Raw genomic sequence first — 25,490 nt, 5'->3', positions numbered from 1 at the left:
CTTTATCCGCCTACTTGTGTAGGGGTTAACGATTCTTCAGCGGCGACTATGCGCTTGGTATTTTCTTCGGCATAACTTGCTTCACGTGGTTGAACGTTATCACTATGCGGTTTGCGCGGCATAATGTTCGCCTCGGCTTTGACTGCAGTTTTCACCTCAACGGAAGCGGCGGGCGCTTGCACGTCATCTGAAATGTGCGACGGTGTAGCTTTCGGGGAGGGGGAGGTATTTTCTGCACTTCTTTTAGCAAAAAATTTACTTCCGACATAAAGAATAGCGATGGCAGCAATATCAGCAAAGAAATCAATTGAAGCGATTTCACCAAAAAAATAGGCACGCTTATTGTTCTTACTGCGTGTGGCGTCGGGCCCACGATCGACGCCAGGTTTGGGTTTGTCTGCAAGATTTAACTTTGCGGCAGCATCTTCAAATAGGATACCTGTCTTGTTCATGAAGTTAGGCAATGCTTTAGGACGAAGCTTATCTAGCGTGGTTAAGCTGCTAAACACGACCAACCATGCCACAACACGTCCTTTTAGCAAGCTACTCCAGCTTTGCATTGCTTCGCTTTTTGTATTCCATTCACCTATTTCTGTATCGGAAGGGGTTTCCCCTTTTGCAGGTGCTCCATACTTCTCATTATAGTTCTTAACGAGTCCTGTCTTACGTCTTTCCATCCAGCGGATCGGTGCAAGAGCAAGGTTGCCGGGCATCATGAGCGCGGTAGTCATCAAGGCATTTTCGACGTTTCCATTAACACGGTTCTGTTTCCCCGTTTTTTTGTTAATTTGGGTGTCTAATTTAAAGAAGTTGGTAATTTTAGCACCTACATTTTCCCAACCTTGAGCCCATGTGGTATCCTTCATGCCAGGAATTTTTCTGCTACTATATTTTAAGCCATAAGCTAGACCAACGCTGGCAATGAATACTAATACATCGCCAATGCCGATATAGGCGATGCGGTCAAAGATTTTTTCACCAATAGTTTTCTTAGGTGTATAGCCCGCATCTTCGGCTTTAACAGCCCATTCAGGCTTTTTATCCGCATCGGTTTTAGGCGTTATATTTTGTGGGGCATCTACCATTAGATCATTTGCTCCGCGACGACGTCCTGCGATGTGCTGGTTTTATCTTGATAGTTTTCGCCGGTAGGTTGGTTCTTTTCACGGTAACCGGCAGTCTTTTTCAATTCTGTATCTGTAGATGCTTTAGTTGTTTTAGGTTGTGTTTCTTTTTCGACAGACGCTTTCGGTGCTGGGCTGGTATTTGCCTTGCTCTGTGCTGTGACAGGAGCTTTAGGGGCTGCCTTTGATTTCGTAGAATTTTTATCTTCATCGCCAACGTTAGTTTTAGGCCCAATGCCTAGGAATTCACGCATCATGAGGTAAGCGTACTGTACGCTTGTTGTGAGGCCTGTACCTAGAATTTCTGTGACGGTTTGGTCGGCAAAATAATTAGCGCGTGCGGCTGCCACGGAAGTTTTGTCCTGACTGAGCATTCCATAATCCGCTTTATAGCCTAGGGCACGAGCACCTCCTTGGTGATACTGAGCGCCTTTAAAGAAAGCCTGACTACCACGTAGGATACCTGTTTTTTGTTTTGATGGGTCTGCGTTAGTAGCTGCAACATCAATTGCTTCTGCCACTGAGGCGACGCCGATGACGCTTAAGATGCCTGCAAAGCGAGCGCCCCAAACCCCTTTAACTGATTTACCTGCCAGATCAGAGTCAAGTTTTTTGTAAATCTCTGCGCGTTTGCTGAGTTCTTCTTCGGTTGGTTTTTGACCTCTGAGGCTATTGAAGCCATCGATCAATTTATCAAATGCACGCACGAGTTTAGGCTTAATGTTAGGGCTTTCGAGCAACCACATGATACTGTTGGTGACATGTCCACCCCAAGCAAGGAATAAGATGCCGCCAGTATATTTTCCAAGTGGTTCTAAGAGGTTTTTAACCACCGGTACTTTGTTCAGTCCTTTTTCACCGAGATAGTCAAAGAAGGCGACTGATTTTGTATCAATTTTATTGCTGAATTCATAGAAGTTGAATTTTTTAACCCCTAAGAATGGAATATTGATGTCAGATAGATAAGATTTTCTGCGATCTTTCTCTGAAACGTTCAATTTACTGGTGAAAACACCGCTATCAGTCACCTTTGTGCCGTTTTTTTTCGCATCAATGAGCTGGTTGACCTTATAGTTGGAACGGTCTCTTACCATTGCTAAGGAAGCGGCGATGTTGCCGACACCGTTGATGCCGCCATGCACGAGTGTATCAAACAACCACCAGCCACTTGTACGCACTTCTTTAGACTTATTTTTAGTCGAAGCAGCCCAATCGTCGCCTTGCGCTGCATTTTTCGCCTTGGCTTGTGGGGTTATGTTATCTATTTTTTCTACCATAATTTAAGTCCTGAAACAAAATGTATCTGTCTCATTAGGGTTAATATAGCAGAAACAAGGGGGGGGGAGTGTTAAGGTTGTGTGACGACTTCAAACTGTCACAATTACTTAAGTGCCTATTCGGCCTTACTTTTTGTGTCATTTTCGATCGTTTCACGAATTTCGCGTAATTCATCGGCAGAAGCCTCCCAAGTGCGGACGCCTTCAGGAGCAGGCAGTTGAACTAGATCAAGGCGGTCTGGGTCGCGCACAAATAGGCGTTCGCCTTGTATGGAACCAAGGTTAGGGGGGATGTTATTCTTCGATAACCCAATGACCGTATAAGGCCCTTCGCGCATCATGCCGAGTACGGCACGCGGACGATCAATAAACACTTGAGAACCACGTAATAGATCGTAAATATCGCGTGTGTCCTTCGGGTGGGCGTTCTTCACGAGGTGATGAACCACCACCATGCCGCAATTTTTGGTGATAGCAAATTCTTCGATGGCTTCAAAAAACTCACTCACGACCTCAGAATTATCCTCATCGCCGGTGAGATACTTACGTGCCGGGTCAATGACCACCAATGAAACATCCGGTAATTTATGCAATCGGTTAAGGAAGTCTCCGAGATTAGATTTACTACCATCTTCATTTGTGCCAAAGCCACTGCGTTGCAGCATTAAGCGAGATGAACGACCTTCAGGGTCCATCAAGTTGGCGCGTGCATTGACGATCGCCGCACTATCCTCACCTGAGAAATAGATCACAAGGCCTTTAGCATATTCTTTATTAATGGGTTGGCCGAGCCACATGGGTTGTTCGTGCTCTTCCCAATCAATCGAGCATTGAATTGCAAGTCTATGGGAAACCGAGCTTTTTCCGGTTCCGCCTGTCGCGCCCACGACCGTAACGGACGCTTTAGGAATCCAGCCTTCGACGAGGAATTCGAAGTTGTCTTCTTTATCTTTACGGTCAGAGCCTGTCGCTTCAAAGAGGGTGATGTCATGTGCCACCATGCGGAAGAAGCGCATATTATGGTCAATCTTTTTAGGATCGATGCCGAACTTATCGTAAAGCAACTGATGGCGATCATATGCGTTCCAGCAGATGGCTGCTTCTTCGATCTTTTTGGCCGCAATCGTGTGATTGGCAATGTCTTCAATTTTGAAATTTTCCGGTAACATAGAGATAAAGCTAGTGTGTTGGAATGAACCGTTCTTTGTGAGATATTCTAAATCAGATAGCGGATAAGCTTTATGGTAAGCCTCGCTTTCGGTATCGGCGATTTCGTAGAGGGGTTCATTCCCGTCAATGACGTGTGTGCCAGGAATAACGGGCAGCCTCGCATTGGCAAAGGCAATAACCTTTATGCCTGCCTTCTTATTTTCGCCGCGTACATAGGTGCCGACAAAAGCGCCAAGATCTTTTAAGCGTGTGACGGAATCTTCATCTAAACGGTCAATCCCAAGGGTAAAGGCGGTGGTCCACATCATACCCGAACCGACCGCTTCGTAACTACCTGTCTCATTAATCTGGTGGACAAGCGGGTTAAGCAGGAGTGGAGAGTTAGGCAAGTGCCCATCATTATAGCTGGCGCGAATTTCGCGAACCATATCCATAATTTCTTTGTCAGAATCGCCAAACCAGAATTTTAGAGTTGGGTTAAGCGCACGCCAAGGGTCTTGCTCTGGCTGAGTATAAAGACACATCTTGCCGCTTAGGCCGACATTTTTATGCGCCGCCCAAATAATTTTGAGCTCGTTGCTAATGCGGTCAAATATTTCATCGGTAAAATAGGTCATATTGTCTCAAGTATATAGTGAAGAAAGCGCAGCTTACAGTAAAGATGTGACAAAACGTTGAACGTAAAGCCTAGTAATTCTAGTTTGTCACTTATGTTCTACACCGTACCTCCTTCAGACCCCCTTGCCGAGCGGTTAGCTAGCTGGTTATTGATGCAATATGCCAATAATCCGCAAAACCTAGCGGAGGTTTTGATCTTTTTGCCGTCACGTCGTGCGATTCGTACGATGAAGGAGGCATTTTTGCGTGTAGGGGAAGGCAAGGCCCTTCTATTACCGCAACTTGTAGCGACCGGTGATGTTGATGAAACTCTAATTCTACGTCACGCGAAGCCTACGACTCAGGTCATTGAGGCGATGGCGGCGTTATTACCGGCACCTCCAGCGATGGAGCGACTGCTTATGCTGCAAGAGCTGGTGTGGGAGCATGGACAAAAAATGATCCCGCGTTTGCATGATCGCGAGGCGGCGCTGGATTTAGCGGTGAATCTTGCCGAGTTGATGGATGAGATGGACCGTGAATATGGCGATTGGGCAAAGCTGGATACGCTCGTGCCAGCAGATTTCGCCGAACATTGGCAGCAGACGCTAGAATTTCTCAAAATTATTCGTGAATATTGGCCGCAACTTGAGGCCGAGCAGGGATGGATGCGACCGTGGGAGCGCCGTAATGCGCTCTTGAAGCTGTTAGTCGAGTGCTGGGGCGATAATCCACCGCAACATCATGTGATTGCCGCCGGTACGACCGGTTCGATCGCTGCGGTCGCGCAATTATTGACGACCATCCATCAATTGCCGAAAGGGAGCGTTGTCCTGCCTGGGTTTGATCCAGATTTGCTGGAGGGCTCGCTTCCCTCAACCCATCCGCAGGCAGGGATGCAAGAACTGCTGATTGAATCGGAAGTCGCGCCGCATGAGGTGCAAGAACTTCCCGGAGAGTCGATTCGAGCGCAACTGCAGCGTCATGATTTACTATCGCTCGCGATGGCACCCGTCGAAAGGACGCTAAATTGGCGGCAAGCTCAAGTGACACCGCCAGAGTCATTCTATTATCTCGAAATGGAAAATATGCAGGAATCGGCTTTAGCGGCGGCATTGCTCATGCGAGAATCATTGGAAGAGAGCCACAAAACTGCGGCCTTTATTACACCGGATAGGCAGCTGGCGCGTGCTGTCGCGGCCCGATTGGCGCGTTGGGAAATTGCAGCGGATGATTCAGCTGGGCAACCTTTGGCGCAGATACCGCAAGCGGTATTTCTCTTCTTGTTATTAGAAGCCGTACGTTATGGGGTGAAGCCTGTCTCGCTGTTATCGCTGATGAAGCATCCGCTTTTCTTTATGGGGCATGCAAAAGCTAAAATCTATCAGGCGGTGCGCGAGTGGGAAGTGAAAGTCCTGCGCGGTATGCCATCGCCGCATTGGCCAAAAGTGAAGCAAGAAACCGCTAAGGAGCTGCCTGAGTATTTGCCGCTATTGGAAGAGTTGGAAGAAAAGCTCGCGCCTTTATTGAAAGCCTTTGCAGATACGCAGAGCCATAGTTTCCAAGACTTAATTGCGCGGGTGATTGAAACGGCAGAAGCGCTCACCCAAGATAACGAGGGTGAAAGTCAGCTCTGGCACGGAGAGGGCGCTACAATTCTCTCGGGTTTCTTTAGTAAAATCACAGCGGTGGAGGCAGTTTCCGATATTTCTGCCGAAGAATTACCCGGCATGTTACGTGCTTTAATGCGTGGCGAGGTCGTGCGCTCGCATTACGGAACCCACCCGCGCTTGCAGATTCTTTCGCCGATGGAAGCGCGTTTTCAGCGTTATGATCGCGTGATTTTAGCCGATATGAATGAAGGCGGTTGGCCCGAAATTCCCGATGCAGACCCGTGGATGAATCGCGAAATGCGTCATAAGTTAGGGCTGCCTTCGCCTGATAAACGGATCGGTCAGCAAGCACATGATTTCATCCAGCAAGCGGCAGGCGGCGAAGTGCTGATGCTTCGGACAGTGAAATCTGGCGGGGCAGAAACCGTGCCTAGCCGTTTTATCCAGCGCATTGAAGTGTTGATGGAAACGACTGGCGATACCGCGTGGCGTAACTACCCCGTGCAAGCTTGGGTGCAATTATTGCTAAATCCGGTAAGTTCGCCGCCAGCAACCCGTCCGGCACCGAAGCCGCCGGTTGAGGCGCGCCCGCGTGAACTTTCCTTCACACGTGTTGAACGCCTGATGCAAGATCCGTATAGCATTTACGCGCAAAAGATTTTGCGCCTCAAAAAACTTGATATGCTTGATCCTGAACCCTCGCATCGCGAATTTGGTAGTCTCGTTCATGATGTGTTGGAGAGGCATTTTACCACGAAGCAACCCATTATGGAGTGTGCGGAGCAAGTGTTTGCCGAGGCCGATTTAGGCTATATCGCCGATTCGCTCTGGTGGCCACGCTTTAAGCGTATCGCCTTGTGGGTAAAGGGTCAGCCGGTGCCGCTCTCCATGCAATGCGAGGTTAAAGGCGAGTGGAAGTTCTCTGCACCTGCAGGCGAGTTCACGCTTACGGCTCGTGTCGATAGATTGGAAGAATCGGCCACTGGCTTCAGTATTATCGATTATAAAACCGGAGCCGCCCCAGCTGCAGAATGGATGCGTCAAGGGATTGCCAGTCAATTAACCCTCGCTGCAGTGATCGCTGGGCATGGTGGCTTTGGTGTACACCTGCAGGGTAAGCCAACCGAGGCGCTAGAATATTGGAAACTCGGCGGCAAGCAAGGTGGCGAGATCAAAGCCTTTGCCACAGAGAAGGAAGAATCTATCGAAGATGCGGTGGCGCAGGCCTATGAAGCTTTACCCAAAGTCATCGCCGCTTACGATAAGCAAGAAAAAGCCTATGAATCGATTCCCGAATATCGTTTCAAACCGCGTTATAATGATTACGAACACCTCGCTCGCATACAGGAATGGTTGGATTAAATGGATAAAGTAGAACTTCTTACATGGATTGATAGCCAGCATGATCGCATGGTGGAAACGGTGCTCGCATGGTCGCGTATCAATAGTGGCTCTTTTAATGTTGAAGGTGTGCGTGCTATGCGCGAGGTTTTGGCCGAGGCGTTTTCCCCGTTAGGCGGCGAAGCAGAAATTTTGCCTATCGCACCATTGCAAACCGTCAATGCTTCCGGTGAAGTGGATGAAATCCCTCTAGCCGAAGCGCTGCGCATTCGTAAGCGCCCTGATGCACCGATGAAAATCGTGCTGTCTGGCCATATGGATACGGTCTTTCCTAAGGATTGCGATTTTCAGGAGCCGGTATGGCTCGATGATAATACCATTAACGGCCCTGGCGTAACTGACCTGAAGGGCGGCCTTGTTTGTATGCTAGTGGCGTTGGAGGCTTTGGAGCAAAGCGAATTTGCGGATCAAATCGGGTGGGAGATACTCCTCAACCCGGATGAAGAAATTGGCTCGCAAGGCTCTAGTCCTTACTTAGTGGAAGCGGCGCAGCGCAATGATGTAGGTATGATTTATGAACCCTCTTTAGCGGATGGTACCTTGGCCGGCGCCCGTAAAGGCAGCGGTAATTTCGTGTTCGTTGTTAAAGGTAAAGCTGCACATGCCGGGCGTGAATTCGATAAAGGCCGTAACGCGATTGCCTTATTGGCCGAAATCATCACTGCGCTTTACGAGATTAATGGTCGGCGCGATGACGTTACCCTAAATCCCGGTAAAATCGAAGGGGGAGGGCCTACGAATGTGGTGCCTGACACGGCGATTTTGCGTTTTAATGTGCGCATGCCGGAGCCTGAAGATCAGGTGTGGTTACAGTCGGAATTCGATAAGATTGTCGAGAAATTCTCAAGTCGTGAAGGATTCAGTGTCGGCTTGCATGGCGCCTTCACCCGCCCACCAAAGCCGCTCTCAGAAGAGAATACGCGTTTGTTTGAGCTAGTGCGTGATTGTGGTGTGGAGTTGGGGCAACAGATACGATGGAAAGCAACCGGAGGTTGTTGTGATGGCAATAACATGGCGGCGGCTGGATTACCTAATGTTGACACACTCGGTGTGCGCGGTGGTGCGATTCACAGTGACGAAGAATTTCTGCTGGTAGGCTCGCTCACCGAGCGTGCAAAGCTTTCGCTCTTAGTGTTGATGAAGCTTGCTGAAGTAGGGTGGAAACAGTAGATAAGTATCTAATTCGGGTACTAGCTTTATGGTTTCCGAACTGGAACTATCCAGTCTATGTCTAATCATATTAAAGCACGTCGTAAGTATTTGAAATTAACGCAGCAAAAGATTGCGGATGCAGCCAATACGACCAAAGCAACCGTTATGAAGCTTGAAAAAGGCGACATGCAATTAACCGAAAATTGGATGAAGCGGTTGTCCGTGCCATTGCAGTGTAAACCAGAGGATCTCATTGCAAGTGAGTGGCCAGCAGAAGTGCCCATTATCGGTGAAGTAGGTGATAAAAGTATCGTAAAGTTTTTCTGTGATTTACCTGAGATGGGTGCTGCTGAGCCTGATCCAACTTACTGGGATAAAATGCAAAAAGCCCCGCGTCCGCCAGAGGGTGAATACCGTGAAGCGATGGCGCTAAGGGTAACCGATGATGCGTTGGAGCCGCTGCTTTCTACCGGAAGTCTCGTCTATTATTCTGAGCGACTCACGCAAGATTTTAATGCTTATATTGGCCTTCTTGTTGTCTGCGAGTTGAGTAATGGTGACGTACATGTTGCGCGTTTACAGCCCGGCTATAGTTTCGGAAATTATAACCTGTTGAAACCAAGTGGTGCACTGATGAGTGATGCGACATTAAATTGGTGTGCGAAGATTATTTTCTTTAAGCCTGCAGAATAATACTTGCATAAGTATCTATTATAGATACTATAGGTTGCATGGAACACCTGTCTTTTAACCGACTCTTAATGCATCAGACTCTCATCGCACATGAATTGGGAGGGTATATGAATGATAAACTATATTTGCCACAGCCCCGTGAACTCTTGCTTTTAGACGGGGTTCGTTCTCGTAGCGAAGAAACAGAACAAACCTGCGAAAAACTTAAAGATGAGTTTTGGAAGCGTATGGCCTAAGTAAAGCTCGCGCCTAGGTTTATTACGCCTTAACCACTGTCTTCATGCTTTTAGCTTGAGTAACCCAGCTACTTACACTGTCGTTAGAGGGAACCTCAGGAGCGATAGATCGTTTACCCGCCGTATTCACTTCTTCCATCTTTGTAATGAAGCTGGCGCTATCTTGCTTCGCTAGGTCCGCAACATTTTTCAAGCCGCTTTTATGCATCAGTTCAGCGGCTTGGTGGTCAACACCATCAACACGCAAGAGATCAGACATGCTCGCCCAACTATCAACCATTTTCGGGCGGACAGCGATTTTTGCTGCAATATCTGAGCGTTGAGAGGCGAGATAGGCATTCGTTAGGAAGCCGGCAATGGTGGTAATGCCAATGTCACGCAACGCCACGCCTGTTTTGGGGCCGACGCCTTCAAGTGTTTCAATTTCATAACCGCTCCCACCTAGGTTAACGGCACTATCGAGGTCAATATCACCACTGGTTGCTTTGGTCGAACGAATCGGCTTTGGGGGTGGTGGAGCGACGATACGGTTTTTTGTTGCCATAGGCGGCGGTGGCGGAGGCGGCGGTGTTGCCGTCGTAGCAGCTGCAAAACTACTTGAAGAGTTTGATGGCATTATTGGAGGAGGGGGAGTCGCACTTACCGTTTTAACAGGTGCTGCCAGGGGTGCCGTTTTGTTGTTGCATTGCTGACATTTGCCGCATCCGCCTAATAACCAACCCAGCAGAAGGCCAAGTGATAAGGCAATGAATAGGCAGAATAGAATTTGTAAAATCAAGTAAGTCATAAGTATCCTTTTATTCTATCGCTAGAACATTAAATTCGATGCGGCGGTTCTGAGAGCGCCCCTGGGGTGTGTCATTGGATGCAATCGGTGTCGATGGGCCATGACCCACCGCCTCAATTGTTTGCGGTAGCTGCGCCGTGTTGCGCAAGTAATCAGCAACCGCATTCGCTCGTTCTTGGCTGACACGTTTATTGATGGCTTCAGAGCCGATATTATCCGTATGGCCGTTCACGATAATGCGTGATTGAGGGCAGTTTCTTGCCGTTGTCGCGATCTCTTCGAGCAGTGCAAGGCTGGTTGCATCAACCGTGGAGCTGCCAGAGGCGAAGAGGATGGTTTTTTCTTTCATTACGTAAGCAAGGTCTTCTTCGCATTGCTTATTTATTTCTTCAACCGTGATTTCGGGAGCCGCGATTGCATCTGCAATCTCATCTTCTACGATAGCTTCCGGTTCTGGTAGGGTGGGGGGTGCTACCATAATTTGGTTTTTCACGGAGCGGATACCCTCAACCGAACGGGCGATCTCTTCGGCATGTAATTGTGCTTTTTGCGTTTCAACGATGCCGGTTAAGGTAATGTCGCGACCATCAATTGTGGTGCCAATAGCCTCGAGTTTCTGGCTGGAAAGAGCGGCCTCTGTGCGTGTTTGAATGTCTGTTGGGATGGTTTGAATATGCGTTTGTACGCAGAAATAAGCGAGGATAACAGCCACTATAATGCCAAAAAATAGGATTAGTGCTCTGCTCATTTATCCATTCCTATCTTATTATTAAACATCATCTTTTCAGTTTGTTAACATAGTCGTTTAACAATGCATAATGCTTTCGTGAAATTCTTTTCTTTGCGTGAAGAGAAAAATTGCGCTAAGAGGTACTCCAAGTTTGCGGATTACCCGTGACTATAACTACCGCAGTATAAGGATATTATAATATGGCTACGGGTACAGTAAAATGGTTCAACCCTACTAAGGGTTACGGTTTCATCACTCCAGATTCAGGTGGGAACGATGTGTTTGTTCACATCAGCGCTGTTGAAAAAGCGGGCCTACGTGCTCTCGATGAAGGACAAAAAATCACATTTGAAGTAGAAGAAAATCGCGGCAAAGAAGCAGCGACTGAACTTCAACTGATCGAAGCGGCTGCATAAGCCTTTCTTCTTTTAGAGATTAAAAACCCTCGGAGATTATTCTTCGGGGGTTTTTTCTTGGATGGATTCTGAACCAAAGCGATCAGATTTTTTGTTCTTCCCGCCGATGCGCGGGTCTGAAAAATTAAACACGGCATCTTCCAGCGTAACGCCTTGTTCGATGTTACTTAAGGTAATCTGTGTGACTAGTTGGGTTGTGTCTGTCACGACGAGATGCGTTAACTGCATCGGATCGGTCTTAAATACCATGCCAAGGCTGCCTTGCTCTGGTGAATCTTTCTGTTCAAGCGTGACGGTGATAAAGCCCTCTTCTTCAAAATGCTCGGATACAATGATATTCGAATTTTCAAAATCAATATCTTGGCGCGAGAGAATGCCCAGTAGCGTATCATCCAGTGGAATATCGCTCACTTGGTTTAGCTCATAGTCATAATAGGTGAGGTAATCGTCACGTGTGACCATAAGGATGGGGGTGGGCGGGTTATACTGCCAGCGCATTTGCTTTGGGCGCTTGAGCTGGAATTTACCGGTAGAGATCGTGCCATCCGGTGCCAGCTGTTTGAAATCGGCGACCATGGTTTTTAGCTCGGTGAGGTATGTCTCTACCGCCGCGACAGAGGCTTGCGTGTTAAAGGCGAACAGGGAAATCAGTAAAAATAAGCTAAGCCGCATTTTTTGCTCCGTAGGTTTTATCTATATATTCTACGACCATGGCTTGGAAATCCTTCGCAATATTATCACCACGCAACGTGGCAGTCTTTGCGCCATCGACGAAAACCGGCGCTGCAGGCGACTCATCTGTGCCGGGTAAGCTAATGCCGATATTAGCATGTTTGCTCTCGCCCGGGCCATTGACGATACAGCCCATCACGGCGACCTGCATGGTCTCAACGCCTTCATATTCGTCGCGCCAGAGCGGCATCTGTTCGCGTAACCAGCTTTGAATATCATCGGCCAGAGACTGGAAGAAAGTGCTCGTCGTGCGACCGCAGCCCGGGCAGGCAGTCACTTGTGGCGTGAAGGCACGTAAACCCAGCGCTTGCAGTAATTCCTGACAGAGGAGTACTTCGGTCGTACGATCGCCGCCCGGCTCCGGTGTGAGTGAGGCGCGAATGGTATCGCCAATGCCTTCTTGCAACAGAATGCCCAGCGCGGCGCTTGTGGCGGTGACGCCTTTAACGCCCATACCGGCTTCAGTCAGTCCGAGGTGGATTGGCCATTTTCCGGCTTTAGCTAATGCGCGATTGGTGGCGATGAGCTCTTGCACCTTGCTGATTTTAGCGGAAAGGATAATCTTATCAGATGGTAAGCCGATTGCTTCTGCCATCCGTGCGCTTTCTGTTGCGGAACGAACTAGCGCCTCGCGCATGACCTCGTCGTTACTCTTCGGATTGCCGGCGGCTTTATTCTCATCCATTACGGCCGCGAGCATTTGTTGATCTAGGCTGCCCCAGTTTACGCCGATGCGTACCGGCTTATCGTAATGGATCGCCGCTTCAATCATCTGCTGAAATTGCGTGTCGCGCTTACCTTTAAAGCCGACATTACCGGGATTGATACGGTATTTGCTTAGCGCCTTTGCCATCTCTGGATAATCGGCGAGCAAGCGATGGCCATTATAGTGGAAGTCACCAATAATCGGATTATCGACCCCGTGTTTGCGCAAGGCTTCGACAATCTCGGGCACGGCGGCGGCGGATTCAGCGCGATCAACCGTGATGCGGATAAGTTCAGAGCCCGCCTCAGCCAATTCGATGCATTGTTGGATGGTGGATTTTGGGTCAGCTGTATCGGTATTGGTCATCGATTGCACGACGACAGGAGCTCCGCCCCCCACGGCGATATCGCCCACTTTGACTGAATAAGTTACCATGATGTTCTCCAAATGGGGTAAAATGTCGCGCTTTTCAAGAGGAATGAGGGCAGTGTGGTAGGGTTTGCAAAGCAGGGAGCTAATGTTTTTGAGGGAATGTTCAAGCAGGTTGCTTCCACATTATGTTGCACCGGTGCTGCCGTGATTTTAGAGATGCGCATTTCGGGGGCAGGAATATTTGTTGCGGCTGCCTCGATAGGTTCCGGAATCGAACTGGTGCGATACCAGCCCCAAACCGCGAATACAATCATCAGCGCAAAGACAGAAAGCCATAAAGTGCCGCGCGCAGGCGTTTCCTGTGTTGAGACAATATCGAGATAGTGCAGTTTAGAATCGACCTTGCCCTGAATACGCTGGCAGCAGGCTGTTGCTTCCTCTGGCGAGAGTTTTAGATATTCAGCATATTGGCGCAAATAACCGCGCCCATAAGTATCACTCGGAAGTTTTGACCAGCTTCCGGATTCAATCGCTTCTAAAAACTCAGATTTTAAATGTAAGTCTGTTGCGACTTGCGCTAACTCGATTTTATACGCGACCCGCACATCGCGCAGCATTTTACCAAGCTGAGACAAATCCTCCACCCGCGCAAAAGGCGAGGTGTTTGATAAAGGGTTATCGAGCGTTTGATAAGCGACGGACATAGCGAGGAGCCTAGCAGAGTTAGTCGGTTTTGTCATGCCGTCGAATGCCGGCATTCGGAATTAATTGAGAGCTCTCGGTTTGTTTCCAGACTCCGTCATTCGACGGGGTGACAGCAGGAACGACATAATGACAATTAGATATTAGCCAAGGAAGCTATTCGCTTGCTCTACCAGTTCATCGACAATCTCTTGCATGGGTTGGATTGCTTTGACCATGCCAACGGATTGACCGGCCATAACGGAGCCATGTTCGACATCGCCATCGATGACGGCTTTGCGCAGAGCGCCAGCCCAGAAATGTTCGATCTCTAATTGCGCTTCCATTTTGTCTAATTCGCCCGATTCGTGGCGTTTGATGGTGTCGAGCTGCATGCGGGTGAAGGCGTCGGTTGCCTTATTTTCAAGTGCACGAACCGGAATCACCGGGAAGTCAGGATCCACTTGAACCGATGGCGTTGCGTTGCGGGCATTGCCTTTAATGAAGGCTTGTTTGAAATTATCATGCGCGATGCATTCTTCGGCACAGACAAAGCGTGTGCCAAGTTGAACGCCGCTTGCACCCAGACGTAAATATTCCACGATCGCTTCGCCACGGCCAATGCCGCCTGCAACAAAAACGGGGACTTGATCAATATGCGGTAGGATCTCTTGCGCAAGGATGCTGGTCGCAACAGGGCCAATATGGCCGCCTGCTTCCATGCCTTCAATCACAAGTGCATCCGTACCAGAGCGTATGAGTTTTTTGGCAATGACAAGGGCAGGGGCGAAGCAAATCACTTTCGCGCCGCCTTCTTTAATCGCCTTGATCGTACTGCCTCTAGGCAACCCGCCTGCCAGAACTACATGCGTGACTTTCGCGTCAAGACAGACTTGCACGAGTTCATCCAGCTGTGGGTGCATGGTGATAAGGTTGACGCCAAAAGGTTTATCCGTCAGCGCTTGCGTCGCTGCGATTTCTTTTTTCAAAAGTTCAGGAGGCATAGAGCCACAAGCGATCACACCAAAGGCGCCACAGTTGCTCATGGCAGCCACTAAGTTGCGTTCTGAGACCCAGCTCATTGCGCCGCCCATAATGGCGTATTTGCTGCCTAAAAAGTCCGTGCCGCGCTTCATGAGCATCTCTAAGTTTTTCATATCAAAATTATGCCTTTTAACTAGCGCCAGAAGCAAAGGTGACTATCAAAATACCGAAGCACATCCAGCAAAGAATTCCTGTCACTAGTGAATACAAGCATTTATGTGCATTGCAATCTTTACTGGTGAAAACTGCTATTATGCAGGTAAAAAAATGGGTCATACTCACAAAACATGCTGCAATTCCTGCTATCAAAGTGCTGAGAGGAACGAGGTTGGCGAGTCCTCCGTCCATTTGAACATTCATATAACGTAATATTTGAAACAGACTGAAGCACAGAATGAAGGTGATAAATGTTATCAGATTTATTTTTGAAAAATTCATAATTTAACCTAATTCATCCAAGCTTCTTTTTAAAATGGAAAATAGGGCTACACGTTGTGCATAATTACCGTTAAACTTGTTGGCATGTATAGAAATAACTACAGACAGCATGGTCGCTCTATCGGGCGCGGCGGCATGAAAATGCGCTTGTTGATTGGTTTGGCACTCGCTGGCTGGGCCGTATTTTCCTATTTGGGCTCGTCCGAATATAATGAGATTACGGGTGAGACGCAGCGTGTGGCGATGTCTCCCGATCAAGAGATAGCGCTCGGATTGCAATCGGCACCGCACATGGCGCAACAGCATGGCGGTGTCCATCCCGATCCGCGAGCACGGGCGCATGTTGATGGAATTGGCAGGCGTTTGGTGAAGCGCAGTGTTGCGCGTGATACTGGCTGGAACTGGGAGTTCCATCTGCTGCGCGATTCTGACACGGTGAATGCGTTTGCGCTCCCCGGGGGGCAGGTCTTTATGACGGCGGCGCTTTATAAACGTTTAGAGAGCGACGATCAGGTGGCTGGCGTGCTCGGGCATGAAATAGGCCATGTGATTGCGCGCCATGGCGCGGAACATATGGCGAAACAGCAGCTCACCCAAGGTTTGACGGGTGCGGCGACGGTCGCCGCTGGTAGCGAAGGTATGGGGCGTATGGCTCAAATGATCGGCCAGATGGTGAATATGAAATACGGTCGCGCCGATGAGCTGGAATCCGATAAGCTCGGCGTACGTTTCATGGTGGAGGCGGGGTATAACCCTGTCGCGCTGATTCGTGTGATGGAAATTCTGGCAGAAGCTTCGGGTGGTACTAGCCGGCAGCCTGAGTTCTTTAGCACTCACCCGAATCCTGAAAATCGTATTGAGAAGATCAAAGAAGAGATCGCGAAATATCGCCGCTAAGCCGCCGTGGTTAATTTTTCTGCTAGGTCAGTATGGGCGTTACGCATCTCATGCAGTGCTTCGGTGAGTTGCTTTGGTTGATTGCTTTCAATGGCAATGGCCAGCATATCTAAATGCTTCTCATAGCGCAGGAGTAGAGCATTGACGGCCGCATAATGTTTGGAAATTAGCTCCATATCCCCATCCGGTGCTTCGGATGCGGGCGAGGCGACATCAGCGAAACCTGCGCCGCTATAACGGGCAAAACGTTGGCCAGATTGACGCTCTAGCATCGAGACGGTGGCAATCAAGCAACTTGCGGCGATACGTGGGAAGAGAACTCGCGCCGCCGTGCCGCAATCTTCAGTGTCTGCCATTTCTTCCTGTTGCTCTTTGCCTTCGCCCAGCTCTTCACGAATATGGCTAATCATGGCGATGTAGTTTTTTAGTGCCGCGAGGACATTAGGTTGATTGTTAAGCACAATATCTGTCCAAAGCGGCGGGTGCGAATCTCCGATACGAGTGAACCGAGACAGTACGCCATCTTCATCGCTCAAGCCATTGACGGTCGCTAATGTGGCCGAAGCAGCAAAGGCGACTAGATGCGGGAGGTGTGAAACATAGGCATAAACCAGATCATGGAAATCGGCTGGCATTAGCTCAATCACCGTGTCTAGGTGGTTCCAAAAAGCCTGAACAATTTGTAAGGCCGGATCGTCAATTTCAACACCCATGGGCGGGGTCAGCATCACGAGCTTGCGTGTAAACATATCCGTGCGGGCATGTTCAGGGCCAGAGCCTGTGCCGCCTGCAATGGGGTGGCCCGGTACGAAGTTGATGGATTCATCGGCAATGGTTTCGAGGTAATTGAGTACCGGTAGTTTCACGCTGGCGACATCGGTGAGGACGGTATCGTCTTGTAAATTCGGTTTTAATAGCTCGACCACTTCGCCCACGCAATGCGGGGGGACGGCAAGAATGATCAAATCGCAATCGGCAGCCATTTTCTCTAATGGCACCACGGCATCGATTATTTCTTCGGCTTGGCAATAGCGTAGTGCCTCCTCGTTTATGTCTGTGCCATAGAGCGTTACGCACAGGTTAGCATCTTTAATCGCGAGTGCGAGGGACGCGCCAATATTGCCGAGACCAATAATACCAATAGTAGAGAAGAGAGCGTCCATTATCCGCCAAAACTCGCAAGAGCTTCGAGCAAAATATCATTTTCTTCGGGTGTGCCGACAGAGGCGCGCAGGCATTGCGGTAAACCATAAGCCCCTATTTCGCGGATAATAACGCCGCGTTCGGTTAGGTGATTATTCGCAGCGGTTGCGCGTGCCGGAGAACCGAAACCGATCATCAGGAAGTTGCCGTAACCCGGATGAACCGTAAAGCGATCTTGCAAGGCTTCGGTAATACGCGTGCGCTCTGTGCGGTTTACGTCGATAATGTACCGTGTATATTCCGTGTCGCGAATGGCGGCGATGGCGGCGGCAAGGGCTGCCGAGTTCACATTAAACGGACCACGAATACGGTTGAGAATATCGATCATACTTGCCGGTGCGTAAGCCCAGCCAAGGCGTAGTGCGGGTAGGCCATAGGCTTTAGAGAAGGTATGCAGAGTGATAGTATTTTCGCTTACTGCGACCAATTCACGGCCATCCGTATAATCTTCTTCTTCCATATATTCGGCGTAAGCGCCGTCAATGGCGAGGATAATATGATCGGCTAATCCATCACGCAGGCGTTTCACTTCAGAGGCCGAAATATAACTGCCCGTTGGGTTATTTGGGTTGGCGATGAAAACGATTTTCGTTTTCTCTGTAACCGCGGCGAGGAGCGCATCTACACTGGTCGTAAAGTTATCCTCTGGCGCAGTACGTGGAACCGCACCGTGGCTGAGGGCATAGATCTTATACATGAGAAAACCATGCTCTGGATAAAGTACTTCGTCGCCTGCATTTGTGTAAGCTTGAATTAGCATACCGATGAGTTCGTCAGAACCGGCGCCGCAAATGAGTTGATCTGCGGGTAGGTTCTCAACATCAGCAATCGCGCTATGTAAATCGTTATGCCCCGCTGGGTAGCGAAAGAGAGAGTCGCTCTGCGCCGTAAATGCTTCAATCGCTTTCGGGCTAGGGCCGAGTGGGTTTTCATTGGATGAAAGCTTGATGATGCGCGTCGCACCAGCACCCCCAGTTTTGCCTGCCACGTAAGGGCGGATTTTATTAATACTGTCTTTAGGGGCTGGGTTAGTCATCTTTTGATACTCCAATTGGTCTTCCGTAAGTTCCAAGCCATTGCTTATGGCTATTTATTGAGCCATCCGCAACCGGATAGTGCGTATGATAGCCATCTACTTCTTCAATGGTGCCTGAATCATCAATAAATAGGCTAATATCGTCTCGACTAGGTTCCGGCATCAGGTTTGCTGCTGCAAAGGCTTGGCGCTCCGAGCCTATAAACGGAAGTATCCCAAACACCTTCAATGTAGGCGGTGCCTTCTGCGCGAAAATTTGCCAATAGTACGAATCTTCTTCCCAAGGTGGCATAATTAGAATGCCTGTTGGGTTATCAGCAAGTATTTTAAGCGCATCCCGCGCATCATCAATATAGCTGATTGGCATGAATTGTCCGAAATAGGTTTTGGCCACCGTCTGGCGTTCTTCTGGTGTAATTAGACGCATTTGCGATTCATGTTGGGTGGAGGCGGAAATAATTTGCCGCCAGATAGCCACGGCGGCTTCGGGATGAAATTTTGATCCCTCAAACTGCTTGTAAATATCGCGCAGCATGTCAGCCTCGCGGCCAGAGCGGATGAAACATTGTAGCGTATCATCGCTGCGTTTAAGCTTTCCGACTTCGCTTACGATTTCGATTCGTCTTTTGAGCCGAGCAATAAGCTCGTTATCCAGCGCATCAATCTCTGCGCGGAATCCATTTAGCTTCTCTTGAGCTTCATCTGTTAAGGTGCCTGTTGCCATTTCTATGGGAATATGCCTATCTGCAAGCCTTATGGCAATCACAGAAACAATAACACAGCATTTTGGTGCCGATCAGCAACCGTTCGAGGTCGGGCGTATTGCTATACTGGCACAGGATGCTCCATTAAAACTCGATTGTGGTAAGGAAATTTCAAATTTTCCCCTCGCGTTCCAAACTTATGGCGAGTTAAATGATGATAAATCGAATGCGATTTTGGTTTGCCACGGACTGACGGCAGACCAATATGTCGCGAGCGAGCATCCTATCACCGGCAAAGAAGGCTGGTGGGATTTGATGATTGGCTCCGGTAAACCGATTGATACAGATAAATTCTACGTGATTTGCGCAAATGTACTGGGCGGCTGCATGGGCAGCTATGGCCCGCGCAGTCTAGATGAAAACGGTAAGCCGTTAGGATTAAATTTCCCTGTCGTGACCATGGGTGATATGGCGCGGTCACAGGCGTTGTTGCTAGATATTTTAGAGATCGAAACACTCGCAGCGGTGATTGGTGGTTCCATTGGCGGCATGCAGGCGTTGGCGTGGGCTGCGCTCTATCCAAGCCGCTTCCGTCATTTTGTAGGGATTGCTATGGGCGGCTCGCTTTCGCCGCAAGGAATTGCCTTTAACGAGATTGGCCGCCAAGCCATTATGGTTGATGAAGGCTGGCAAGAAGGCGATTATGCCAATAAAGAGACATTCCCATCGAAAGGCTTATCCGTCGCACGTATGGCTGCGCATGTGACGTATCTTTCGGAGGCCGGCCTGCACAGTAAGTTCGGGCGTGACCTGCAAGAGAAAGACGATGTCAGCTACGGTTTCGATGCGGATTTCCAGATTGAAAGTTACCTGCGTTATCAGGGGAAGAATTTCGTCAATCGTTTTGATCCGATCAGTTACTTCTACATTACTCGTGCGATGGATTATTTTGATATCTCGCAATATGGAAAGCTCAGCGAGTTATTCGCGCCCTGCCGCGATAAGCGTTTCTTGCTGCTTTCTTTTTCCACCGATTGGCTCTTCCCGACCGAAAAAATGCGTGATTTGGTGCGTGGCTTGAATGCCGCAGGAGTGCCGGTTAGCTTCGCGGAGATTGAAACCGATAAAGGGCATGATGGCTTCTTGTTGCCTAATGATGATTATGAAAATGCCGTATCCGGTTTCTTGAAGGGAATCGAATTATGAGCCAACTCCGCGCCGATTTACGAGTGATGGCGAATCTCGTGCCTGAAGGTTCAACTGTGTTGGATATCGGTTGTGGTGGGGGAGAGCTGCTCGCATGGCTGATCGCGCAACGCAATGTGGATGGACGCGGGCTAGAGCTTGCGATGGATAAGGTGAGTGAGTGTATTGCTCATGGCCTCTCTGTCACTCAAGCAGACGCGCAAATTGAACTGCCATATTTTGCTGATAATGGTTTTGATATCAGTATTCTAAGTCGGACCTTACAGGCGATGCAAGATCCGGTGGAGGTGTTGAAACAAGTGACACGAGTCGGTAAGCAAGCAATCGTTTCTATCCCCAATTTCGGCTATTGGCGCAACCGTGTGCATTTAGGGCTAACCGGCCATATGCCAGTGACCAGCACGTTACGGTATCAATGGTACGATACGCCCAATATTCATTTTTGCACGATTCGTGATTTCATCGAACTCTGCGCGCAATTGGACATCACCATTAAGCGCCAAGTATTCCATAATTCAGCGGGTAAAGAGGCGTCGTATTTCGGCAATGTACCGCTTGCTAACTTGCTTGCTGAGCAGGCGACGTTTCTGATTGAGAAATAAGCGCGAGAATCTTCGTCTCTGTGCGTGATAGTGGGAGGCTGGAAATCTCCTCAGCCGTCTTCCATTGCCATTCATTATGGGTCTCAGAAGTATCAAATTGATGGATGTTCGCCTCTAAAATAAAGTGGCTATAGGCGTGAGATATTTTCCCAATAAAATTATTTGTATCAATGGAGTGAAGTTTAATATTAAACTGATACTTTAATTCAGATTTTTCAATTTCTGGAAACTCCCATAACCCATGTAAAAAGCGTGTCTCCCGCGGACGAATGGCGTAACGGTTTTGCGTATCGCGTAATAATAAAATGTTCTTTTGACGGGTGGGTATCGCCTTCTTAATTTTCTTCTGCGGATAGCTTCTAGGTGAGCTTTTCCCCTCGCAAATCACATTGGCGGGGCAGCGATCACAGGATGGATTTTTAGGAGTGCAAATAGTGGAACCCACATCCATCATCGCCTGATTATAATCGAATGGATGTTCCGCATTGAGCAGGCTTTCCGCTTTTGCCCAAAGCTCCTTATCGCTAGGTGTTTCAAGCGCGAAAATGCGGGCTACTACGCGTTTCACATTTGCCTCTAATATCGCGACAGGCTGATGGAAGGCGAAAGCCGCCACGGCACGCGCGGTGTTTTGTCCGATACCGGGGAGTTTGATAAGCGCATCTGGTTCAGCTGGCAGGGTGTTGAGTCCGGCGGCAGCGATTTGTTGCGCTGCTTTGTGGAAATTCTTCGCACGGCTATAATAGCCAAGCCCCTGCCACAGTTGCAGCACATCCTGTAAATCTGCTTCAGCGAGGGTGTGGATGCTGGGGAAGCGCTCTAGGAAGGGGAAGTAGAAGCGCTCCAGAACCGTCTTCACCTGAGTTTGCTGAAGCATCACCTCGCTTAACCAAATGGCGTAAGGATCTTCCGTTTTACGCCAGGGTAGTTCATGGCGGCCATTAGCCTGATACCAGGCATCTAGCGCTTTATGGAATTTATGCGTTTGCACGATTATCAGGGAATTCCGGTAATTTGCTGCGTACTTGTTTGGGCAAGTTGAACGTCATCGTTTCCGCTTCGCCCTTTTGCAGCTGTACGGTTGCGGGGCGTTTGGACTTAATATGTTCAATCAGCTCATCCATCAGAATTTCAGGCGCAGAGGCTCCGGCGGTAAGGCCGATCATTTTAGGAGATTCGAGCCACTCATTTTTACATTCCGATGCGTCATTTATCAGGTGAGACGGGATGCCCATTTCCTCGCCTAAGTCACGCAAGCGGTTGGAGTTTGAGCTATTCGCCGCGCCGATGACGAGGAGTAAGTCTACGCTGCCGACCATCTCTTTAACCGAGTTCTGACGGTTTTGTGTCGCATAGCAAATGTCTTCCACATCCGGCCCATCAATATGCGGGTAGCGTTTGCGCAAGGCAGTCACGATGCCGGCTGTATCATCGACACTCAGCGTTGTTTGTGTCACGAAAGAAAGCGGCGTACCCTCAGGGATATCAAGCTTGGCAACGGCTTCGACCGTATCGACTAGGTGCATCGGTTTGTCGACGCGCCCCATGGTACCAACGACTTCAGGATGTCCCTCATGTCCGATAAGGATGAGCGTATGGCCTTCTGCTTCATAGCGGCGCGCTTGGTAATGCACCTTCGTGACTAGCGGGCAGGTCGCGTCAATTGCAGGCATATTACGGCGTTCGGCCTCCAGTTCTACCTTGCGGGCGATGCCGTGGGCGCTGAAAACGGTGATGGCATTATCGGGTATTAGATCAAGCTCTTTTACGAAAATGACGCCCTTGGATTTTAAATCTTCGACGACCCATTTATTATGTACGATCTCGTGGCGCACATAAACAGGGGCGCCGTAAAGCCTCAAGGCTTCTTCTACAATGTCGATAGCGCGTACAACGCCGGCGCAAAATCCACGCGGTTGAGCGAGGAGGAGGGTGACAGGTTCATTATTCATCATGGGGCGTAGTCTAGTACGAGTTACGTCTCATGAGAAGCACCAAGATAGGCGCTAGATTGCATTTCCATCAATCGCGAGACGGTGCGTTGGAACTCAAAGCTGCCATCGCCCGAAGGGTAGAGCTCCTCCGCCGGCGCATCTGCACTGCAGATAAAGCGTGCTTTATGCTCGTATATCGCATCAATCAGTAGCACGAATCGTTTGGCTTCATTGCGGTTGTCCGTTGTCATCTTAGGGATGTCGGTCAGGAAGATCGTGTGGAATTCACACGCGAGTGTGTTGTAATCTTCAGCGCCGAGGGCTGCTTCACAAAGTTCAGAGAAACTCGCCCATGCCATGCCATCTGCCGTTTTAGCTAAGATGATGTCGCGCCCTTTAACATGCAGAATGCTGGCTTGTGCAGAGTGTTGCGTTAGCGAGTTGAATAGCTTCTCCATCGGTTTAATGTTTTTTGCAGGTTGGAAGTAAACATCGCTTCCGCGCAGTTTTTCTAGGCGATAATCCGTATCGTGATCCAGTGCGAGAATCTCGAAGCGTTGTTTAAGTAAGGCAATACACGGCAAGAAGGAATCGCGTTGTAAACCATCTTTATAAAGCCCATCGGGTGGGCGGTTGCTGGTGGTAACGGTAATCACCCCTTGCTCTACCAGTGCTTCAAACAAGCGTGAGAGGATCATCGCATCAGCAATGTCATGTACCTGAAACTCATCAAGGCAGAGCACTTGGCACGTGCTGGCGAAATCTTCGGCGATAATGGGGAGGGGATCATCTTCGCCTGGGTTTGATTCGCGGAATTCGTACAGTGCTTCGTGAATTTCCGTCATGAAGGCATGGAAGTGAATGCGACGTGTGAGGATGGACTTGGGAACATGATCGTAAAACAAATCCATCAGCATGGATTTGCCGCGCCCGACATCGCCCCATAGGTAAATGCCTTTAATAAATCGTTCGTGATTTTCGCGATTGAGCCAGCCCATAAAGGAGAAGGGCGTTTTAGGGCGATGTTGCAAATCATACAAAAGCTCTTCAAAATGCGCGATAATTTCGCGTTGTGCGAGGTCATCTCGCCAACCGTCTACGGTTAGCAATGCTTCATAAGCTTGCGTTAGAGATTGATTTTGCGTATCAGCCATAAGGTATGGTTAAGGTCATTAATAATGTTCAATCTTTACGCGCCGAACTGGGTGAGCGCAAGAGGGCGGGTGAGTCTATCGGCTTTGTGCCGACAATGGGCGCATTGCATGAGGGGCATTTGTCACTGGTGCGCAAAGCGCATGCCCATGCAGATACAGTCGTCGTGAGTATCTTTGTCAACCCGACGCAATTTGCGCCCGATGAAGATTTTGATACCTACCCGCGCACCGTAGAGGCCGATACAGCTAAGCTGGAAGCGGTGGGGGTGGATATTATCTATCTACCAACTGTTGAGAGCTTATATCCTAATGGTGCGGTGATTAGCATAAAGGGGGAGCCGTCTTTGACGCAAAACCTATGTGCCAAATATCGCCCGGGTTTCTTCGATGGGGTGGCGACGGTGGTTTCGCGCCTATTCGCACAAGTGCAGCCAGATACGGCTATTTTTGGCGAGAAGGATTACCAGCAACTTCAAGTCATCAAGCGCATGGTGGCAGACTTAGCGTTGCCGATTGAGATTGTCGGTGCGCCGATCGCTCGTGAGGAGAGTGGCTTAGCTCTATCGTCACGCAATGCCTATTTGAGTGAGGAAGATCGAGCTATCGCGCTCAGACTCCAGCAAATGCTGCAGCAGGTGGCGGCGGAAGTTCAATCGAAGCCGGTTACCCAAGTGCTCGGGCAAGCCAAGGCGGCGCTTATTGCACAAGGCTTCCGCAGCGTCGATTATGTGGAGCTGGTGGATGCACAGAGCTTGCAGCCGATCACTGACTTAAATGATTCTGCACGCTTGCTTGCGGCGGTTTGGCTTGGTAAGACTCGCCTCATTGATAATATTGCCGTGGAGCCTACTCATGAATAAAGACCAAATTATTGCAGAATTTGAAGCGGCAGAAGCCATTTTAAATGGCCATTTTATTCTCTCCTCAGGCCGACACTCTGATACTTACTTGCAGTGCGCGCGTGTGCTGATGGAGCCAACTCGTGCGACGAAACTCGTGGCAGCTTTGGTCGAGAAAATGAAAGCCACAATCGATGTGGATGTAATTGATATCGTCGCAGCTCCCGCTATGGGCGGCCTAGTCGTCGGTTGCGAAGTGGCGCGTCAACTTGGTAAGCCTTATATTTTCTGCGAACGTGTAGAGGGTAAATTCGCCTTCCGTCGTGGATTCGATATGAAGCCCGGTGCGAAGGTGCTCGTAGTAGAAGATGTGGTTACGACCGGCCTATCGTCACGCGAGGCGTTTGACTGTATCGCGCAGGCAGGCGGCGAGGTGGTTGCGGAAGTGTCCTTGGTCGATCGGAGTAATGGGAAAGTTGATTTAGGTGTACCATTCGTTCCGCTATTGGCGATGGAAGTTGTTTCTTACGAAGCTGATAGCTTGCCAGAGCATTTGCAAGGTACCGAGGCTTATAAGCCAGGTAGTCGTGGTTTGAAGACTGCTTAATTCAATAGATTAATAAATTTTAAAGGGGCTGACACCTAACATTTAAATTGTTAGGAGTTATTGATGTATATAAAGCATTGTAAGTTATCGAGAAATAAGCAGTTAGAGTTGATAAAATATTTCATTGCGGGTTCTACGG

The 25,490-nt window shown here is 49.2% G+C and carries 25 protein-coding genes; 10 read left to right on the top strand and 15 right to left on the bottom strand.

The features are described from left to right. Positions 1–2: 2 nt before the first annotated feature. The 3 genes from P8P30_06910 to P8P30_06900 all read right to left on the bottom strand — a co-directional run bounded on the left by P8P30_06910 (position 3) and on the right by P8P30_06900 (position 4,188). Positions 3–1,085: a hypothetical protein gene (locus tag P8P30_06910; GenBank protein ID MDG1287281.1), complete on the bottom strand. Its 1,083-nt coding sequence runs from the start codon at positions 1,083–1,085 to the stop codon at positions 3–5. After that, the gene (locus P8P30_06905) at positions 1,085–2,401 is read right to left on the bottom strand and encodes a hypothetical protein (GenBank protein ID MDG1287280.1); all 1,317 of its coding nucleotides are present in this window, start codon (positions 2,399–2,401) and stop codon (positions 1,085–1,087) included. Before P8P30_06905 ends, P8P30_06910 begins: the two co-directional genes overlap by 1 nt. A gap of 116 nt (positions 2,402–2,517) precedes the next feature. Further along, on the bottom strand, positions 2,518–4,188 hold the full coding sequence (locus tag P8P30_06900; protein MDG1287279.1) for an AAA family ATPase: 1,671 nt from the start codon (positions 4,186–4,188) through the stop codon (positions 2,518–2,520). 93 nt (positions 4,189–4,281) lie between these two features. Between P8P30_06900 and P8P30_06895 the strand changes: the two genes are divergently transcribed. The 4 genes from P8P30_06895 (at position 4,282) to P8P30_06880 (ending at position 9,263) form a co-directional block, all read left to right on the top strand. Then, a complete protein-coding gene (locus P8P30_06895) occupies positions 4,282–7,143 on the top strand; it encodes a PD-(D/E)XK nuclease family protein (protein MDG1287278.1) in 2,862 nt (953 codons plus the stop codon). Beyond that, positions 7,144–8,352 (top strand): hydrolase, encoded by a 1,209-nt coding sequence (locus tag P8P30_06890; protein MDG1287277.1) that lies wholly within the window; start codon positions 7,144–7,146, stop codon positions 8,350–8,352. Positions 8,353–8,409: 57 nt separating this feature from the next. Beyond that, entirely contained in the window at positions 8,410–9,027 is a 618-nt protein-coding gene (locus P8P30_06885) for a helix-turn-helix transcriptional regulator (protein ID MDG1287276.1), read from the top strand. A 107-nt stretch (positions 9,028–9,134) separates the two neighbouring features. After that, the gene (locus P8P30_06880; protein ID MDG1287275.1) at positions 9,135–9,263 is read left to right on the top strand and encodes a hypothetical protein; all 129 of its coding nucleotides are present in this window, start codon (positions 9,135–9,137) and stop codon (positions 9,261–9,263) included. Positions 9,264–9,285: 22 nt separating this feature from the next. On the opposite strand, the gene P8P30_06875 is transcribed toward P8P30_06880, so the two are convergent. Together P8P30_06875 and P8P30_06870 are read right to left on the bottom strand one after the other, a co-directional pair. After that, on the bottom strand, positions 9,286–10,050 hold the full coding sequence (locus P8P30_06875) for a DUF4332 domain-containing protein (protein MDG1287274.1): 765 nt from the start codon (positions 10,048–10,050) through the stop codon (positions 9,286–9,288). Positions 10,051–10,060: 10 nt separating this feature from the next. Further along, positions 10,061–10,798: an OmpA family protein gene (locus P8P30_06870; GenBank protein ID MDG1287273.1), complete on the bottom strand. Its 738-nt coding sequence runs from the start codon at positions 10,796–10,798 to the stop codon at positions 10,061–10,063. Between the two features lie 182 nt (positions 10,799–10,980). Here P8P30_06870 and P8P30_06865 point away from each other — a divergent pair, with 182 nt between their 5' ends. Then, positions 10,981–11,196 (top strand): cold-shock protein, encoded by a 216-nt coding sequence (locus P8P30_06865; GenBank protein ID MDG1287272.1) that lies wholly within the window; start codon positions 10,981–10,983, stop codon positions 11,194–11,196. Positions 11,197–11,232: 36 nt separating this feature from the next. On the opposite strand, the gene P8P30_06860 is transcribed toward P8P30_06865, so the two are convergent. The 4 genes from P8P30_06860 to P8P30_06845 form a co-directional block, all read right to left on the bottom strand. Then, positions 11,233–11,868, bottom strand: coding sequence for an outer membrane lipoprotein carrier protein LolA (locus P8P30_06860; protein ID MDG1287271.1), 636 nt, complete (start codon positions 11,866–11,868; stop codon positions 11,233–11,235). Then, positions 11,858–13,069 (bottom strand): flavodoxin-dependent (E)-4-hydroxy-3-methylbut-2-enyl-diphosphate synthase, encoded by a 1,212-nt coding sequence (ispG, locus tag P8P30_06855; protein MDG1287270.1) that lies wholly within the window; start codon positions 13,067–13,069, stop codon positions 11,858–11,860. The genes P8P30_06860 and ispG overlap by 11 nt, the downstream gene beginning before the upstream one ends. After that, positions 13,063–13,764 carry a helix-turn-helix transcriptional regulator gene (locus tag P8P30_06850; GenBank protein MDG1287269.1) on the bottom strand — a complete coding sequence of 234 codons (702 nt, stop codon included), beginning with the start codon at positions 13,762–13,764 and terminating at the stop codon, positions 13,063–13,065. Before P8P30_06850 ends, ispG begins: the two co-directional genes overlap by 7 nt. Before the next feature lie 87 nt (positions 13,765–13,851). After that, positions 13,852–14,844 (bottom strand): nitronate monooxygenase, encoded by a 993-nt coding sequence (locus P8P30_06845; protein ID MDG1287268.1) that lies wholly within the window; start codon positions 14,842–14,844, stop codon positions 13,852–13,854. A gap of 409 nt (positions 14,845–15,253) precedes the next feature. Between P8P30_06845 and P8P30_06840 the strand changes: the two genes are divergently transcribed. After that, positions 15,254–16,066, top strand: coding sequence for a M48 family metallopeptidase (locus P8P30_06840; GenBank protein ID MDG1287267.1), 813 nt, complete (start codon positions 15,254–15,256; stop codon positions 16,064–16,066). On the opposite strand, the gene P8P30_06835 is transcribed toward P8P30_06840, so the two are convergent. From P8P30_06835 to P8P30_06825, 3 genes are read right to left on the bottom strand one after another with little or no spacing between them, the layout of a single operon-like run. Beyond that, positions 16,063–17,229, bottom strand: a complete 1,167-nt coding sequence (locus P8P30_06835) for a prephenate dehydrogenase/arogenate dehydrogenase family protein (GenBank protein MDG1287266.1) — start codon at positions 17,227–17,229, stop codon at positions 16,063–16,065. The genes P8P30_06840 and P8P30_06835 overlap by 4 nt on opposite strands. Continuing rightward, positions 17,229–18,305, bottom strand: coding sequence for a histidinol-phosphate transaminase (gene hisC, locus P8P30_06830; GenBank protein ID MDG1287265.1), 1,077 nt, complete (start codon positions 18,303–18,305; stop codon positions 17,229–17,231). The genes P8P30_06835 and hisC overlap by 1 nt, the downstream gene beginning before the upstream one ends. Continuing rightward, a complete protein-coding gene (locus tag P8P30_06825; protein ID MDG1287264.1) occupies positions 18,298–19,029 on the bottom strand; it encodes a chorismate mutase in 732 nt (243 codons plus the stop codon). Before P8P30_06825 ends, hisC begins: the two co-directional genes overlap by 8 nt. 31 nt (positions 19,030–19,060) lie before the next feature. Between P8P30_06825 and P8P30_06820 the strand changes: the two genes are divergently transcribed. Together P8P30_06820 and metW are read left to right on the top strand one after the other, a co-directional pair. Further along, positions 19,061–20,215 (top strand): homoserine O-acetyltransferase, encoded by a 1,155-nt coding sequence (locus tag P8P30_06820; protein ID MDG1287263.1) that lies wholly within the window; start codon positions 19,061–19,063, stop codon positions 20,213–20,215. Then, positions 20,212–20,817, top strand: coding sequence for a methionine biosynthesis protein MetW (gene metW / locus P8P30_06815; protein MDG1287262.1), 606 nt, complete (start codon positions 20,212–20,214; stop codon positions 20,815–20,817). Before P8P30_06820 ends, metW begins: the two co-directional genes overlap by 4 nt. Here metW and mutY read toward each other — a convergent pair. Genes mutY through zapE form a run of 3 tightly spaced genes read right to left on the bottom strand, consistent with a single transcriptional unit; the run spans position 20,774 to position 23,905 of the window. Beyond that, a complete protein-coding gene (gene mutY / locus P8P30_06810) occupies positions 20,774–21,808 on the bottom strand; it encodes an A/G-specific adenine glycosylase (protein ID MDG1287261.1) in 1,035 nt (344 codons plus the stop codon). The two genes, metW and mutY, sit on opposite strands and share 44 nt — an antisense overlap. After that, a complete protein-coding gene (ispH, locus tag P8P30_06805; protein MDG1287260.1) occupies positions 21,795–22,772 on the bottom strand; it encodes a 4-hydroxy-3-methylbut-2-enyl diphosphate reductase in 978 nt (325 codons plus the stop codon). The genes mutY and ispH overlap by 14 nt, the downstream gene beginning before the upstream one ends. A gap of 20 nt (positions 22,773–22,792) precedes the next feature. Then, positions 22,793–23,905, bottom strand: a complete 1,113-nt coding sequence (zapE, locus tag P8P30_06800) for a cell division protein ZapE (GenBank protein ID MDG1287259.1) — start codon at positions 23,903–23,905, stop codon at positions 22,793–22,795. A gap of 5 nt (positions 23,906–23,910) precedes the next feature. On the opposite strand from zapE, the gene panC reads away from it, so the two are divergent. Both panC and pyrE read left to right on the top strand, forming a co-directional pair. Further along, the gene (gene panC / locus P8P30_06795; protein MDG1287258.1) at positions 23,911–24,765 is read left to right on the top strand and encodes a pantoate--beta-alanine ligase; all 855 of its coding nucleotides are present in this window, start codon (positions 23,911–23,913) and stop codon (positions 24,763–24,765) included. After that, entirely contained in the window at positions 24,758–25,351 is a 594-nt protein-coding gene (pyrE, locus tag P8P30_06790; GenBank protein ID MDG1287257.1) for an orotate phosphoribosyltransferase, read from the top strand. Before panC ends, pyrE begins: the two co-directional genes overlap by 8 nt. The last annotated feature ends 139 nt before the right edge of the window (positions 25,352–25,490 follow it).

Source organism: Rickettsiales bacterium, from assembly GCA_029252805.1.
In the GTDB taxonomy this organism is placed as follows: domain Bacteria; phylum Pseudomonadota; class Alphaproteobacteria; order Rickettsiales; family JALZUV01; genus JALZUV01.
The sequence above is the reverse complement of the archived record's forward strand: the minus strand, read 5'-3'. Positions and strand labels throughout refer to the sequence as shown.